We start from the raw sequence: 15,849 nt of genomic DNA on the forward strand, positions 1-15,849 counted from the left end.
TTAAGAAATGAAATTATTTGTTTTTAGCTTTTATTTTACTAACAAATTCAGGAGACATTCCTAAATAAGAAGCAATCATATATTGCGGTACTCTTTGTGTAAATTTTTGGTTTTCTGTAACAAACTTATTGAAATTTTCTTCACCAGAAAGACTATAAATAAATTCGATTCTTTTTTGAATTGCTATGTATGTTTTCTCCATTATTATTCTAAATAAACGTTCAGTTTTTGGTAAAACATTACAAAGTTTATTAAATTCATTTATAGTTAATTCCAGTATTTCGGTATCTTCAATTGCTTGTATGTATAGTTTTGATGGAACCTTGTTTATTAAACTTTCATAATCTGTAATCCACCAATTATCAATTCCAAAATGTATAATTTGTTCATTACCTTTAGTATCAATATAAAATAAACGCAAACAGCCTTTTGTTATAAAATATCTAGACTTACAAACCTGTCCTTCGTTCAGTAAAAACTCTTTTTTTTTAGCTTTTTTAACTTTTAAATGCGATTGAAATAATTCTATTTCAGTGTCAGAAATACTAATATATCGTTTAATATATTCAACCAAATTTGAATTCATATTTTAAGAATATTATTATTAGTTATCGCAAGAAAAAGATGTATTTAATATATGTAAGCGCCCTGTTTTTTTATGTATAACTACTTGGTAAATCCTATTATAAATACTCTCATCAAAAGGCTTAATTTTTTCTCCAACCAATAATCCTGCTAATACACCAGTTGTATTACTATGGCCAACAACTAATGCATCTTGTTTTTTATCAATTAATGTTTTTGAAAATTGAGTAAGCTCTCTTGGGTTATATATTTTGATAAGCATGTTTTTACCGTCAGCAGTTGGTTTTGCAGTGTTTTTAGTACGAATATAATTGGTACTATATATAACATCTAAATTTACTTTTTCAAGGAATTTATTAAGGTTTTTTGCTCTTTGTTCCCCGCATTTAGTAAGTGGAGGATTTTTACGATTGGCAGGAGATACATCTTTTTCAGAATGTCTAACCAGGTATATTGTAAAAAGCTCTTTATTTTCTTGGGCATTTACAACATATTGTAATCCGATTATTGTAAAAAGTAGCAATAAATATTTTTTAGAATTCATAAGTAAAGTCTTTTGTTATTTTAAATTTAGTTTAATATTTCTAGTAATACCTTTTGTTTATGCAATATATATCTTTAGTAAATTAAACAATAGGCTAATCACTTGTAAAATTAATGATATATTTATTGTTATGAATAAGTAATACTTTATATGTTTTAGTAGGCTAATTTTTATAGGCTATTAAAATTTGGTTCCACGTAATAGGTGTTTTATTATAAAAAATAAATGCGTCGTGCTATTTTATTTATTTACTTAAGTATCTCTATAGATATTTGAAGTATTGTTAGAAAAACTATTAGTATTTCTAATAAATGAATATATAAATTAACCTTAAAACTTATTATTATGGGAATTGTAACATCAACTATTTATTCAACAACAGCAAAAGAAGCAATGACTCAATTAAACTTTTCTACAGATTTTCAGGGAAAAACTGTATCTGTAACAATTAATCTTTTGAAAAGTGGAGTAGTAGTTAAAACTGAAACGTATAATTTAGATGCAGAGAATACAATAAAGCAGGTTTCTTTAACTGCACCAGAAATGAAATCTGATGGAACCGTTACTTTAGCTGCAAATACAAATTCAGTAGTATTTTCAGGAGTTTGTATTTGGGGAGATGTAGTATCTTTTAGAGCAGAGAATGTAGCTGTTGCTTACAGATAATTGTTTAAAATGAATAAAAGGAAGAATTAATAACTACTTCCTTTTATTTACTTAGTTTTAATATTCTAAAAGCACCTTGAATAACTAAAACGAAAACTATAGTACCTATAATTAAGTCAGGTTTATTAGAACTAAACAGGTGTACTAAAATACCGGCAAATATTACCCCTAAATTAATGATTATATCATTTGAAGTAAAAATCATACTTGCTTTCATATGTGCTTCTTCTTTACTTTTTGATTTTTGTAAAATATAAAGACAAATACCGTTAGCAATAAGAGCTAATATAGATATAAAAATCATTATTGAAAATGAAGGAAGTTTTTCATTTTCAAAGAAACGCCTTAGCACTTCTATGAAACCAATAATTGCAAGAGTTATTTGAAAATAGCCTGCAATTTTAGCAATCTTCTTTTTTCTTATTAGTGTTCCGCCTACAGCAAATAAACTAATTCCATATACTAAACTATCTGCAAGCATATCTAAACTATCAGCAATAAGTCCCATTGATTTTGAAATAAGTCCAGAAGTTATTTCAATAATAAAAAAAGAGAAATTTATTATAAGTACTGACCAAAGTGTTTTTTTCTGATTTTTATTTTCCTCAAAATTTATTTGATCTGTTTTTTCTGACGAAATTTTTTTTCCACCAAGATTTAATTCAACAATAGCTTTTTCTATTTGAATTAATTGATCAAAATGAAAAACAGTCAATTTTCTATTAGCAATATTAAAATCTAAATGAGTTATACTTGAAAATTCATCCATTTTCATCCGAATTAAATTTTCTTCTGATGGACAATCCATTTTAGTAATTTTAAATATTGTTTTAATCATTCAAATTGCTTGTTTTTTAATGAAGATGTGTGTTTTTCTTCTAGATAAATGTTTTTAGAGTTTTTCAACTAATTGTATATTATTTCCGCAAGTATCATTAAAAATAGCAACCTTTACAGTTTCCATTTTAGTTGGTTTCATACTAAACTCTACATTAAGTTTTGTTAATCGGTCATACTCAGCATCAACATTTTTAACATCAAATTGAGTATATGGGTATCCAGCATCCATTAAAGCATCTTGAAAAACCTTTGAGGGTTTAAAATGATTAGGAGCTGGTTCTAATAATATCTCTGGACCATCTTGCCATTCTGCTGAAACTAAAGTTAGCCACCTATTTCCACCTCCTAAAGGAAGATCTTTCTTTTTTATAAAGCCTAATATTTCTGTGTAAAAATTTAAAGCTTTTTCTTGATCTCTAACTGGTATGCTAATTAATGTTACTTTCATTTTTTATTTTGGTATTTATAAATACAACTACCTTAAAACTAGTTTTTAAGTAGTGAAATGGAATATCTAAATTAAGAAATAAAATATAAAGTAAAAGAAGCTAACGATACTTAAGGTTTGTTACCAATAATTAATTTACTGTTGATAATAAAGTGTTACCAACTATTTAGAATATAATTTTAAGAGACTGATTTTTTATACATTGTAAAAAAATAGAAAGGTAGAAAACCAAACCCAAATATGAATGCTCCAAGAATTAATAATAAGTCTGCTCCCTGTAAATGCATTAACTTAAATAGACCTGAAAGTCCTGTGATAATTGAGGCTATTCCTCCTAATATTATTTTTAATTTTACAGAAATCGACTTAGATAAAGTAACTTTGTATCTGTCAAAGGCTATTAGAGGAACAAATATTAAAAGTAAGGTTAAAAAACCAATTGTAAATAGTTCTGTTCCAAAAGGCATTTGAAGTAATTTTAAAGTTACACCTGCGGTTAGTATAATTGAACCAATAAATCCAATTAAATACATTAATTTTTTCATAATTATTATTCGTTTAGAGTTAAGTAAAAAAATTGTTTTATGTTGAATTTCAATTAAACCATTCGGTGCTAAATCCATTAGAGCATTATTTAACAAGTCCTCGAATGATTTATCTTTTCCTAGTTGACTTTCAATAACACAGCATAAATGATCTATAATATCATCACTTAATGTTTTGATTTTTAATCCTTGATTTTCAACAAGAGTTTTAATTTTATTTTCTTGATCAGTAGTTAATTTCATGCAAGTTTGATTTCAGGAAAAACAAGTTTATTAAGAGTAGTCAAAAAGTCTTTTAACTCTTCAAGGTATCGAACTTTTTCCATTTTACCTTTGGTTGTTAGAAAGTAATATTTTCTAACCCTTTTACCTATATATTCTTCTTTATAAGATAGAAGACCATTTTTAGTCATTTTTTGTAAAGCGGGGTACAGTGAACCATCTTTTAGTAAAATTTTTCCATCAGATAGTTCTTTTACCTGCTGAAACATTTGATAACCATACATCTTTTCATTTTCTGAAAGTAAATTCAGTATAATAGCGGAGAGTGTTCCTTTAAGTAGTTCTTTTGAATGCATAGAACAAATATACATAAAAAAACAATACATTGTAAATCTATGTATTTAATTTTATATACTGAATGAATTCGATTTGAATTTAGATTTAGTTGAAATAGGGAGCATTAAAAATTTATAGAAGGATATATTAAAATCTTTTTCAAGGTTATTGATACAACTAAAGAAACAAAGTTCAATTCGAGTTTATTAGTATTCAACAGTTTTTCTATTAATCATACCGAATCATATTTTTTATGATTTCGCTGCGTATTTAAGTCTTAAATTTAGTTACATATTTTTCAAATTTTTGTTTTCTGTAAAATATATACTTTTAAGATATAAGTCCAATAAAATTTGTTTTGCTAGTTCACTTAAAAATGTTTTTCTGTTTTTAAAATTATCAAATAAAACTTTAGTATTTAGTTTTCTATCTTTTAATTTTTTACATTTTGTTAATTCGTAAGGGAATAATTTTAGATTGTAGGAAGTGTAGGTATCAAAATATTCTAGTGATTCCATTTGTCCAATTTTTGGAGGGATTCTTTTTTAATTACTTCCATAAAGCCAAATTTTTCTAACTTTTTCAAGTTATTAATTGATTCAGATAAAGTGAAAATTTGAAAAAACAATTCATCACCTAAATACTCTCTTGGAAAGAAATCCTTTTTTTACTATTATATCAATGTATTCACATGCTTTTTTCTAAGCTTCAGAATTTCTGTTTTGTATGTCATTTAGAATTTTTAGAAGCTCTATTGTTCATTTGAATGTTTATATTTAAGTTTTTGCATAAAAATGGCTCTAATAGGTGCTGTTTTTTCTTTTAATACTATTAAACCTATTATAGGGCCTATTGCTAAAGTTGTATAAATATATAAAGGATTTATTTTAGTATACAAAATATTCAGAAGTTGGATACTAATTATTGTTATTGAAAAACCAATACAATTTACAATGGTAAGTGCAGTTCCTTTTATCTCTGCAGATGTATTTTTTGCAATTAATGTAGAAAAAAGAGGAGAATCAGCAATAACAAAAAATCCCCAGAAAAAAAGAAAACCAATAAAAACACTTTCTGATTCAGTATTGAACATTATAGGTGAAATAAGGCAGCAAGTACAAGACAATAAAAGAGCAATGAAAGCTATTCGTTTAGTTCCAAATACTTGAGAAAGGTACCCACTTAATACGCAAGCTAATCCTCCTATAGCAATTATTAAGAATGATAATAAGGGAATATTAAATTCTGTTTCTAGATGTTTAACATTGTAAGTTTTTAGAATAATTGGTACAAATGCCCAAAAGGCATATAATTCCCACATGTGTCCAAAATAACCAAAGGCAGCAGAACGAAATTTATGATTTCTAAATACACTAAAAAAAGCTGAAAAATCTAATTGGGTTATAGGTTTTCGGAATGGACCATTTGGAACTAACGTAACCATTAACAAACCACCTAATAGGGCAAATACTGAAGTTAATATAAGTACATATTTCCATTCAAATCCTTCTGTCATTTCTTTAGCTAAGTGTGGAAATGCTGTGCCAACAACTAAAGCACCAACTAAGAAACCAAGTGATTTATCTAATTTATTTTCATAATAATCTGCAGCTATTTTCATTCCTACTGGATAGATGCCAGCTAGAAAAAAACCAGTTATAAAACGAAGAGAAAGTATACTTATTAAACTATTTCCATTCCAAATAACTCCAAAATTGAATATTGAACCAAGAAGCGCACAGGTTAAAAAGACTTTTGATGGCGAAAAACGATCAGCAATAGTTAAAACAGCAAAGATTAGCGTTCCAAAAATAAAACCGAATTGTACAGCTGATGTTAAATGTCCAAGAGCGCTGTTGTTAAGGTTAAAACTTATGATAAGATCGTTCATTACGGCATTTCCTGCAAACCATAGAGATGTGCAACAGAACTGAGAGATTACGATTATTGGAAGTATTAATTTTGATTGTTTCACTTGGGTTTAATTGTATGGAAATTAGTTTTTATTTTAAATGATATTTTAATGAATATGTAATTATACCATTTTTTATAAATCTTTTATTTAAAAACTGATTATCTGTATAAATAAAGTTATAAAGATACATTCATTTTGTACTCATATTATAAGTAAGGTTTTGACTAAAAAATGTAGCTAGTCAAAAAACAACTATAATAGGCTAGATTGTTTTAATATAGAATTAACTCAACCATAAACTTTAATAACTTAATTAATAATAATTTTAGTATTAGTTTTTCCTTTGTTAGTTACAATACTAATAAAGTAGATCCCTTTGGATAAATTATTTACATCAATAATTTGATTAGTTGTTGTTAAAATTAATTTTCCTATACTATTATAAACAGTAACTTTTTTTAATTGTAGTTTTTCTTTTAACTCTATAGTAAGCTTATTAGTTACTGGATTAGGATATAGTTTTGTAGTTGATTCAATAATTTCATTTGTAGATAAAACTCCAGATAAATTAAAAACACGTACATGTCCTAAATGATTATCATAACCATTATTATCAGGGCCTCCTATGGCTAACACACTTCCATCAGATGATAAACTAACACTAGTTCCTAATAAGTTATTTGTTACTCTTCCATTAATGTCAATACCCGTTTGGGTCCATACATTATTTATGTTTTTATAAATACGTGCATGCCCTGAATGAATTAAAGTTTTTGAAGAGGTATTCATAGGACCTCCAATGGCTATAATATTTCCGTCAGAAGATAAACTTACGCTTCTTCCGAATTGATCACTTTCAGCTTCACCTTTAATATCAGTACCTATTTGTTCCCAAATACCACTATTATTTTGGTATATGGATACATAATCTAAGTGAGTAAAACCTGAGTTATGATGAATACTTCCAATTGCTATAATATTTCCATTTTCCGACAAACTTAAAGAAGACAAGCTTTTGCGAGAATTTGTAAAGTTTCCTGCTAACTCTGTGTTAATATCAGAACCTATTTGAGTCCAAGTATTATTGTTATTTTGAAAAATACGAACATTACTTGAATTGGTATTATCCCTATTGTTATTAGCAATAGCTAGAATATTTCCATTAGAAGATAAATTTAAATTTACCCCAAACTCATCTCCTGATTTGATTCCATGGATATCAGTACCTATTTGAACCCAAACACCATTTTTATTTTGATAAACACGAACTAGACCAGAATTAGTGCCATTTGTATCATTATTTGGAGCTCCAATAGCAACTATGTTTCCATCAGAAGATAAACTAATGCTTGTTCCTAAGAGATCTCCAGCTTCAACTCCATTAAAGCCTTGACCTATTTGAGTCCAAACACCATTTTTATTTTGATAAACGCGAGCATGACCAGAATTATCTCCATTTGTATCCTTATAAGGAATTCCAATAGCAATAGTATTTCCATTAGATGATAAGCTTACACTTTTACCAAAGCTTTCAAATGATGTTTCTCCATCAATATCAGATCCTATTTGTTCCCAAATTCCTTTATTGTTCCTATATATACGAACATGACCTGAATTAGTACCATTTGTGTTATTATTAGGACCTCCAATAGCAATGATGTTTCCATCAGATGATAAACTTACACTCATTCCAAATTCATCTTTTGCAGCTTCACCATTAATATCTTTACCTATTTGAGTTTGAGAATAGAATATACTTGATGTTAATAATGTGATAAAAAGTAACTTTTTCTTCATTTTTCATTTGGATGTAAACATCAAATCTACAACTAAAAAATAAAATTAGCAATATGCTGTAATAGTGCTTGTTAAGCTTTTAAAAATAATAAAAATTAGATTAGAATAAATCAAATAAAAAAAATCACTAACTAAAAATTAAGCTTTAATTAAATTCAATTACTAAATAAATAAGTTGATAAATTTCGATTAAGTTAAAAAGCACAGATTTGTAGAAGTTATTTAAGCCAAATCATTTCTGAAAAGTTAATAAAACCAACAGAACCTTGATTGATTAATGTTTTTTCAGAGTTAGTTTTTATAAACAAACATTTTATTAAACTTATAGAAGTACTTTGGTTAAAAATTAGTTGTTTTTACCACAGTTCTTCTTAAGTTTACAAAGTAGTAAATTTAAGTACTAAACCAGAAAGCACAAAAGAGAGGATTAAGATTATTATACATGCAGAGACTATAGATCTCGACAACATTGAAAATCCCCTCTCTTTTCTACTCAGATTCCGTACAGTTCTATGAGGCTTTTTAGACCTCGCTTTTAAGTAGTTGAAACTAGTGTAGATTGTCCTTTCAATAAAACTTTTCTTATGTATAAAGATATTAAATATTTTGGAATAGATATAAGTAAATCAGTTTTTGATGTTACGGATTCAGATGGTAATTATTGGCAGTTTAAAAATAGTTTTTCAGGGTTTAACAAGTTTGTTAAATTGTTAACTGTTACGAGTCATTGTGTGATGGAAGCAACAGGGTATTACCATTATAAGTTAGCCTATTATTTAGTAGAAAAAGGAATAAAAGTATCTGTAGAAAACCCACTATCGGTAAAACGTTTTATTCAAATGAAACTCTCAAAAATAAAAACAGATAAGAGTGATTCAAAATTAATCTGTGAGTACGGGAAACAGGTAGACTTAAAGTTATGGTGTGGACAATCAAAAGAACAACAAGAATGTCTTCAAATAACAAGATTGCTTAGTGTTTATACAAAACAGAGCACTATGCTAAAAAACAAAATACATGGGGAAGAAGTTTTAGGTATTCCAAGCAATTCAGTTTTACGTTCTATAGTACGCAGTTTAAAACACCTTAAAAAAGAGATAAAAGTTTTAGAAGAGAAATTGTTAATACTACTAAAAAAGGAACATCAAGATCTATTAACCCGTTTGGAAACGATTCCAGGAATAGGGAAGAAAACAGCTATAATGTTAGTCGTTTTGACAGATGGATTTGAACGTTTTGCCAGTGGTAGTGAATTATGTTCTTATTCAGGCTTAACTCCAATAATTCGACAAAGTGGAAGTAGTGTAAAAGGACGAGCAAGAATTAGTAAAATAGGAAATGTAAAACTTCGAAATCTATTATTCATGTGTAGTTTTAATGCTTGTAAATATAATAAGAGTTGCAGAGAGCTTTATCAACGAATAGTAGCCAAAGGAAAGAGTAAGAAACTTGCCTTAATAGCCGTTTGTAATAAGCTATTAAAACAAGCATTTGCAATTGCAAAATCAGGATTAATATATGATGAAACTTATAGAAGTACTTTGATAAAAAATTAAACAAAAATTAGTTGCTTTTTACCACAGTTCTTTGTTGTAAGGCGTTATTTTTAGTTAAATATTTCTCTAAACTCCTTTATTTTCGATTTTTCACTCAATTCAGTTCCTAACTGATTCACTAATTTTTCCCATTTTTTCCAGTTTTCTGAATTCGGATTATTTAATTCAAATTTTATAGTTGCATTTCTTGAATAAATTAAATATTTATATGTTATTCCATCTAATGTTATTCCTGGGTTTGTTTTAAAAAGATCAAAGTTATTAAAACCTTTAATTTATCTTTAAAATCAGATTTTCGGTTTTCTAAAAATAGATTTTCAATATTAGCATTTTTGTCAACTGTAAATATTCCTTGAATAATTTTTCCTGGATTATTGTAATTTCTAAAATGTGTTTCGTTGAATTTTAGAGAAAAAATCCAACACCAACCAACGAAAGATTTTGAGACATTAACTAACCAACAATAATCAATTTCTTTTTTATTTTCTCTCCAGTTTTTTTTCTCTCTAATTGTTATATTTCCAGGTCTTAAATCTGGAATATTTAATTTTTCACAAAGAGATTTCTCAACCTTTTGAATAAATTCAAGATTTCTGATTTCATCTTTAATTATTATATCATTTCTATCGTTCATTCTAATGACTTACGTTTAGTATAAGAAACGTAGGGCAGGTGATAAGCACTATCGTTTCGGTTTATTAATTAGCTAAATATAAATATTTTGCTTTTATCTTTTCTACTATAAACGCCAAATTTTATATTTAGCGGACTTTATAAATATTCACAGACCTTTTGGTTAAACCACAAATGCCCTATGTTTTTTATACACTGTTAGCCATCTGGATTTTTCATCGTAATATTTCAGTCAGATAAACAATTCCGAAAATCCAACCCAAATACAATACAGTATAAGTCAATGAATAAATTGCTGAAATTCCGATATCTCCTTTCGTTTCTGTTGATTTTGAAAACACAAATTTTAAAGCTCGAAAAAACACCCAATAAAGCATTGCTAAAATTATAAAAATCGAAATCCAAAAAAATGCCTCCAGCAAAATCAGAAGAAGGAAGATTAAAATAGTCATTCCAATCCAGAGTAGAATCGACATTATTAATCCACCAATTCCGTCTCCAACTTCTATACTTGGCAAATCAGGTGCAGTTCCAGATTGTGCAATAAAATCTCCAGTCTTAAATTCTCTAAATTTTGGAAAATTGTCTTTTAATCCAATTCCTTTGTAAAGACCATAAGTCATAAACAAGAAAAGTGCTGTTCCAATTATAGATAACGATAAATATAAATTCGACGTTACATTTCGGTTATAATTTTCGCCAGTTAGATAAACAGTCTGAATTGTAATTCCGATTACAAGTAACGAAACTATAAAGACGGATTTTCCTTTTAAATATTCCTTTTTATTTTTCAATCTGGTTTTTTTTCAGCTTGTGGCTAACGTTTTGGCTATGCGCTGTGTCCCGAAGGACATTGCGTATAGGTGTTGTTGTGTATCGTATTTCTATTTTCGGTTAGTGACATTGCAAAGTGAATTCAATTCTCCCTGATTTTTCATCATAAAACACATAAATCAAACCGACATCTCCCCACATAAGTCCTGCATTGTCTTCTGAGTCAATTTGAAATAAAAGTCTCATTGGGTTTCCTTCATTGTCTTTCGGTGTTGATTCTCCTTGACCCCATTTTGGATAACCTCCTAATTGACTTTGATAATCCTGCTCTTCTATTAATTTGGTCACGATTTGGTCATAACTATCCCAAGGTTCATCTTCGTTTAAAACACACGATAATTTGGACGCATTATTTCCAAACAAATCAACTCCTTCCCAGTCCGGTAATGTTTTAGTCTGTTTAAATTCTATTTTGCAAAATTTTGATTTTTCTACTGGTTTAGCAATAAATTCAGTTTTTCCTTTCTCAACTTGTTTATAGGTTTTTACTAACCAACCATTATCGTTAGTCTCCCATGGAAACTCTTCCCAGTCGTAGAAAAATTGAACTAGTTCTATGCTTTTAGGCAACTCCAGTCCAGGTGTATTGAAAACTTGAAAAATGAACTCCAAATGTTTTCCGTTTTTACCTTTAGGCCATTCTTCGCCTTTTTCAAAATAAGGATTCCCTCCAAAGTGAGATTCTAATTGAGAATTTTCTGGTGGTCTTGAGGCAGGTTGAATTTCGAGTTTGGTTGTTTGTCTTATTAATGGTTTAACCAAATTTTCTAAATCTGAAAAGGATTCTAAATTCAATTCATTTAGTTCTTTTCGATATTTATCAAAATGCGATTCAGTTGTAGGTTTGTCAATTTTACCACTAAATATTTTTTTCCAAAAGCTCATTCTTTATGTTCAGTTTTTATATGGTACACAACGTGTTTGTGTATGATTTTTTTGCGGGAAAAGGACGCGAGTACTTTTCCGTTGTTTCGGAAAGATAATTAATAAGATTGAATTTCCGGTGAGGAAATTCGGCCGCAATTAATTATACGCTTTGTTGTATGTTGTTTAATTCAGAGTAAATTTTATTTATATTAATTTCCTTATTCTTATGTCCAGCAGTAGAGATTTTAATTTTCGAATAATTATCAGATATCCAAAAATAGTTTTCAAGCGAAAACCAAGAAACAGGCATATGTCTGATATTAGAGATCCTTATTTCTTTAAAATTCATAACAGTTTCAGTCCCTTTTATTGATGGTCTTATGTGATTTATAATAATTTTTCCATTCTCATTGTCTAAAGAAATTCTCTCCAAGTGATTTCTATAATTATGTTTTAGAAATTCGAATAATTTTAATATCACAAAGATTAATATAAAAATCAATATCTCATTTATATTGGGTTTTGTCCAGGTCAAAATAGATATAAACAAACTAAATATTAAAACAGAGATAATAGCATTAATAAATATATCTTTAATTAATCTATTTGTGTCAATTTTTGCTATATAATTTTCAAATAGTGTTTTCATAGAAATTACATACAACGTTTACTGTATGGTTAGTGGCATGTTAAAATAACCAAACTTTCAGTTAATCACTAATTTTGTTAAAAAGGAAACACTTTTGATTTTATCAATTGATAGCCATTAATTATACAGATTGTTAGGCACTGGTTTTATTTCTTTTCTAACTTCTCTAATCTTTTTTGTAATTCAAGAAGTATTTTATTTTGCAATTTTAATTCTTCAATTTCTTTTTGTTGTTGGATTGTATAAAGTGTTAATTCCTCAATTTTTTGTAATAATTTCGAGTCCATTTTCCCTAAAAATATTCCGTTCTTTTCCACGTCTTTAGCACTTGGAATATCTTTTAAATGACCTTTTTCTTTGATGTGTTTTTCTACTTCTTTAAGTGTTGGTAATTTATAATCATCATAAAACACAAAATCAGACCAACCGGTTTCTACTTTAATTTCTTTTGCTCTTATGTTTCCATTAACAGCTAATTTCCAGATTCCAGGAGTTGTAGTACCAATACCAATATTTCGTGTAGAAAAATTAGTATATATAGCGATGTGATTTGTGTTTTGTGTATTCAGGGGTAAATTTCCTCCACTATATCCAGCGCTTATACCAAATCCGTCAGATAGATTAACTAAATCTGCATATGAACCTCCTCCTGTTGATAATTTTCTTCCAATTCTAATTCCAGTCATTAAGTTTGAAGTTTCATTAGAATGAAATCGACTAATATATTTATTGTCACTATATACAGAGAGTTTCATATCTGGATTTGTTGTTCCAATTCCAACAGATCCCTGATGATTAATCGTCAAACGATATTGATTTGTACCATCTCTTTGGTAAACCCCAAATTTACCTGAAGTCCCAAAATGTCCAATACTCCATATTCTGTTGCCGATAGTAGCATTTGTACTTTCAAAGTCCATCCATGTTCCGTTAGTACTGGTAAATCTCATTAACTGATTGCTAGGTGAGCTAATATGTAATTTAAAAATAGGATTTGTTATTCCTATTCCAACTTTATCTCCTGTATCACTAACTTGTCCCATAATTAAATTGCTTATCCCAATCAATGCAATTAATAAAATTCTTTTTCTCATTATAATTTTGATTTATAGTTATTTATGTTAAATTTTTGTGCTGTCTAGTCCTGAAATATGGCTACAGGTTAAAATTGATTTTTAAGCTGATAATTTATATACCATATTAGGTGTTTTATAGTCTAAAGATAAGTGTAATCTTATTTCGTTGTATAAATTAATTGCATTTTTTGCCGCTCTCTTTGCGTGACTCACGTTATCAAAGGTTTGGTCGAGATAAAATTCATCTTTTAAAATTCCATTTACGCGCTCTGCCATTGCGTTTTCGTAACAATGATTTTCTTGGGTCATACTAATCTCTATCTTTTTTCTTTTAAGTATTTGTGTGTACAGATTACTACAATACTGTATTCCTCTATCCGAGTGATGAATGAGTTGTTTAATGTCTTTAGCTTGATAAATAGCCTTATTAAGAGCTCTTACACATCCTTTTAATTCTAAACTATCACTTAGGTCGTAACCTACTATTTTTCTAGAATGCATATCAGTTATTAAAGCCAAATAGCAAAACCCTTTTACGGTTCTAATGTATGTGATATCAGATACCCAAACTTGGTTATTTCTAGTAACTTCCAGGCCTTTTATGATGTTGTTATATTTATAAAAACGATGATAAGAGTTTGTGGTTCTAGCACTTGTTCTCCTTCTAAGGGTTAACATTTGATGTTTTCTAAGCACATTAAATAAAGTATCTCTACCAACTTTAATATTAGCTTTATTAAAATCTACATTTAACGATTTCACAAGTTTTCTTACACCTTCTCTAGGAAGGGATTTGCGTCTTTTTTTAACGATGTTAATAATCTGTTGTTCTATTTTTAAACGTTTATCAGCTCTAGATTTGTATTTATAATACGCGTCACGTTTATGTCCAAAACAATGGGTTATAGTCTTTAAAGAAGCAAATCCCTTAGCTTTTTCTTTAGCTTTAATTAAGGCTTTATACTTAACTTTTTTTTTAGTTCAGCAATAGATTTGTAACCGAGATCTTCCGCCGCTACTTCAAGATAGGATTCTTCGATCATAGCATCCAGATCTTTTTTAAGTAGTAATTTTTTAAGCTGTTCTATTTCTTTTTGAAGCGCTTTAATTCTAGATATTTCGTCTTTAGTTTCCACTTTTACTCTGGTGTTCATTAAGTCTTTACGGTTGTGTTTTTTAATCCACTCATTTACTGTTGTAGGAGCAATGGAATAGAGTTTACAAAGTTCGCTCTTTGTGTGTTTTCCGATGGTAAGTTCGGCTAAAATTTTTAATTTAAAAGGTTCGCTGTAACGTCTAATTACTTTGTCATTTTTGTACATAATGTTTAAAATTATGTAGCCTTATTTTAGGACGGGTCAAGCTTACACACAACGTGTTTGTGTATGATTTCGTTGCGTGTTTCAGCAACTAATTTAGCAAATACAAACCGAATAGAAAATCCGTAAGGATTTTCGTAAGTAGGCGAGTACTAGCAATGAATTATACACGGTGTTGTGTGTAGTATTATTTATTTTCTATAGTAGGAATTAATCTGACAAGGTTATCTCCAACTGCTCTCATTACACCTACGAATTTCAGAGGCTTATCACTTTTACTTGTAAGTGTAAATTTGATAGCGTACCCAGGTGTAGTTGGTTCAGAGATATGAAAGAATAATCCGTTACATTTATAATCATCAGTAACATCTATATTTTCTAAAAACGCATTAGATGAAGGCATTAGGATTTTATTCGTGCAATCGGCTTTAATTTCATTTTTTTCGTTTTCTACTAATAAAATGTATTTTGAAATGGGTTCTATATAAGATTCTGCTCTAATTTCTAATTCAATTTGTTCATTTGGTGTTTTAACTGTAAAAGAGGCTCGGACATTTTCATAGACCTGATCTTTTAAAATGAATGTGTTTTCATTATTAATAATGTCTATTATCTGACGAAGCCCGTATTCAAGACCCTTACCATAAATGTCTACATAAATTGATTGAAGTAATATTGCAGGCATTAAGCAATCATCAAGTTTTACAGGAATTAGTTTTACTTTATTTTGAGTTACTTTATAAAGAGCATTCTGCCATTCAAGCTTGACCATTTCACTTTGAAGACTGTTTTTAGATACGAAAAAGAAAAAATATTCACATTTTTCTAAACCATCATTCATTCTGTCGATTATACCTTCTCCTGGTTGCATAGACCAACTATCGTAAAAGACTTTATCCATCCCAAAGACTTTTGCTAATTTAATAGCAATGGGTTCTACTATTGGTTTGTCCTTGTAATTATGGCTTAAAAAAATCATTCAATATTGGGTTTTAGATATTACACACAACGTTTACT

19 protein-coding genes are annotated in these 15,849 nt (G+C 28.4%); 2 read left to right on the forward strand and 17 right to left on the reverse strand.

The genetic code is table 11. From position 1 onward, the window contains the following. Positions 1 to 13: 13 nt before the first annotated feature. Both BLV71_RS10850 and BLV71_RS10855 read right to left on the reverse strand, forming a co-directional pair. Complete coding sequence (locus BLV71_RS10850; protein ID WP_093870570.1) at positions 14 to 586, reverse strand: Crp/Fnr family transcriptional regulator; 573 nt, start codon at positions 584 to 586, stop codon at positions 14 to 16. A gap of 18 nt (positions 587 to 604) precedes the next feature. After that, a complete protein-coding gene (locus tag BLV71_RS10855) occupies positions 605 to 1,129 on the reverse strand; it encodes a phosphoglycerate mutase family protein (RefSeq protein ID WP_093870571.1) in 525 nt (174 codons plus the stop codon). Positions 1,130 to 1,474: 345 nt separating this feature from the next. Here BLV71_RS10855 and BLV71_RS10860 point away from each other — a divergent pair, with 345 nt between their 5' ends. Next, positions 1,475 to 1,795, forward strand: coding sequence for a hypothetical protein (locus tag BLV71_RS10860; protein ID WP_093870572.1), 321 nt, complete (start codon positions 1,475 to 1,477; stop codon positions 1,793 to 1,795). A gap of 43 nt (positions 1,796 to 1,838) precedes the next feature. On the opposite strand, the gene BLV71_RS10865 is transcribed toward BLV71_RS10860, so the two are convergent. The 7 genes from BLV71_RS10865 to BLV71_RS10895 form a co-directional block, all read right to left on the reverse strand. Continuing rightward, positions 1,839 to 2,633, reverse strand: a complete 795-nt coding sequence (locus BLV71_RS10865) for a cation efflux transmembrane domain-containing protein (protein ID WP_093870573.1) — start codon at positions 2,631 to 2,633, stop codon at positions 1,839 to 1,841. A 54-nt stretch (positions 2,634 to 2,687) separates the two neighbouring features. Continuing rightward, positions 2,688 to 3,083, reverse strand: a complete 396-nt coding sequence (locus BLV71_RS10870) for a VOC family protein (protein WP_093870574.1) — start codon at positions 3,081 to 3,083, stop codon at positions 2,688 to 2,690. 179 nt (positions 3,084 to 3,262) lie between these two features. Further along, a complete protein-coding gene (locus BLV71_RS10875) occupies positions 3,263 to 3,871 on the reverse strand; it encodes a hypothetical protein (RefSeq protein WP_093870575.1) in 609 nt (202 codons plus the stop codon). Then, positions 3,868 to 4,206: a PadR family transcriptional regulator gene (locus tag BLV71_RS10880; RefSeq protein WP_176974388.1), complete on the reverse strand. Its 339-nt coding sequence runs from the start codon at positions 4,204 to 4,206 to the stop codon at positions 3,868 to 3,870. The genes BLV71_RS10875 and BLV71_RS10880 overlap by 4 nt, the downstream gene beginning before the upstream one ends. Positions 4,207 to 4,473: 267 nt before the next feature. After that, entirely contained in the window at positions 4,474 to 4,704 is a 231-nt protein-coding gene (locus BLV71_RS10885; protein WP_093870577.1) for a hypothetical protein, read from the reverse strand. Between the two features lie 233 nt (positions 4,705 to 4,937). Further along, positions 4,938 to 6,161 carry an MFS transporter gene (locus BLV71_RS10890; RefSeq protein ID WP_093870578.1) on the reverse strand — a complete coding sequence of 408 codons (1,224 nt, stop codon included), beginning with the start codon at positions 6,159 to 6,161 and terminating at the stop codon, positions 4,938 to 4,940. Between the two features lie 249 nt (positions 6,162 to 6,410). Beyond that, positions 6,411 to 7,898, reverse strand: coding sequence for a T9SS type A sorting domain-containing protein (locus BLV71_RS10895; protein ID WP_093870579.1), 1,488 nt, complete (start codon positions 7,896 to 7,898; stop codon positions 6,411 to 6,413). A 584-nt stretch (positions 7,899 to 8,482) separates the two neighbouring features. Here BLV71_RS10895 and BLV71_RS10900 point away from each other — a divergent pair. Then, positions 8,483 to 9,454, forward strand: coding sequence for an IS110 family RNA-guided transposase (locus BLV71_RS10900; RefSeq protein WP_093870398.1), 972 nt, complete (start codon positions 8,483 to 8,485; stop codon positions 9,452 to 9,454). 226 nt (positions 9,455 to 9,680) lie between these two features. Here BLV71_RS10900 and BLV71_RS10905 read toward each other — a convergent pair whose 3' ends face one another. The 8 genes from BLV71_RS10905 to BLV71_RS10940 all read right to left on the reverse strand — a co-directional run bounded on the left by BLV71_RS10905 (position 9,681) and on the right by BLV71_RS10940 (position 15,811). Further along, complete coding sequence (locus tag BLV71_RS10905; RefSeq protein ID WP_093870580.1) at positions 9,681 to 10,088, reverse strand: hypothetical protein; 408 nt, start codon at positions 10,086 to 10,088, stop codon at positions 9,681 to 9,683. A gap of 214 nt (positions 10,089 to 10,302) precedes the next feature. Beyond that, positions 10,303 to 10,881 (reverse strand): hypothetical protein, encoded by a 579-nt coding sequence (locus BLV71_RS10910; protein ID WP_093870581.1) that lies wholly within the window; start codon positions 10,879 to 10,881, stop codon positions 10,303 to 10,305. Positions 10,882 to 10,981: 100 nt separating this feature from the next. Beyond that, on the reverse strand, positions 10,982 to 11,806 hold the full coding sequence (locus tag BLV71_RS10915; protein WP_093870582.1) for a DUF1963 domain-containing protein: 825 nt from the start codon (positions 11,804 to 11,806) through the stop codon (positions 10,982 to 10,984). 142 nt (positions 11,807 to 11,948) lie between these two features. After that, entirely contained in the window at positions 11,949 to 12,221 is a 273-nt protein-coding gene (locus BLV71_RS18375; protein ID WP_143032779.1) for a hypothetical protein, read from the reverse strand. Between the two features lie 362 nt (positions 12,222 to 12,583). Next, a complete protein-coding gene (locus tag BLV71_RS10925; RefSeq protein ID WP_093870584.1) occupies positions 12,584 to 13,531 on the reverse strand; it encodes a hypothetical protein in 948 nt (315 codons plus the stop codon). Between the two features lie 81 nt (positions 13,532 to 13,612). Continuing rightward, positions 13,613 to 14,464, reverse strand: a complete 852-nt coding sequence (locus BLV71_RS10930; RefSeq protein WP_143032775.1) for an IS3 family transposase — start codon at positions 14,462 to 14,464, stop codon at positions 13,613 to 13,615. Beyond that, positions 14,464 to 14,835 (reverse strand): transposase, encoded by a 372-nt coding sequence (locus tag BLV71_RS10935; RefSeq protein ID WP_093870585.1) that lies wholly within the window; start codon positions 14,833 to 14,835, stop codon positions 14,464 to 14,466. The genes BLV71_RS10930 and BLV71_RS10935 overlap by 1 nt, the downstream gene beginning before the upstream one ends. A gap of 184 nt (positions 14,836 to 15,019) precedes the next feature. Continuing rightward, the gene (locus tag BLV71_RS10940) at positions 15,020 to 15,811 is read right to left on the reverse strand and encodes a toll/interleukin-1 receptor domain-containing protein (RefSeq protein ID WP_093870586.1); all 792 of its coding nucleotides are present in this window, start codon (positions 15,809 to 15,811) and stop codon (positions 15,020 to 15,022) included. Between the last annotated feature and the right edge of the window lie 38 nt (positions 15,812 to 15,849).

The sequence above is a fragment of the Tenacibaculum sp. MAR_2010_89 genome (genome assembly GCF_900105985.1).
Classification (GTDB): Bacteria; Bacteroidota; Bacteroidia; order Flavobacteriales; family Flavobacteriaceae; genus Polaribacter; species Polaribacter halocynthiae.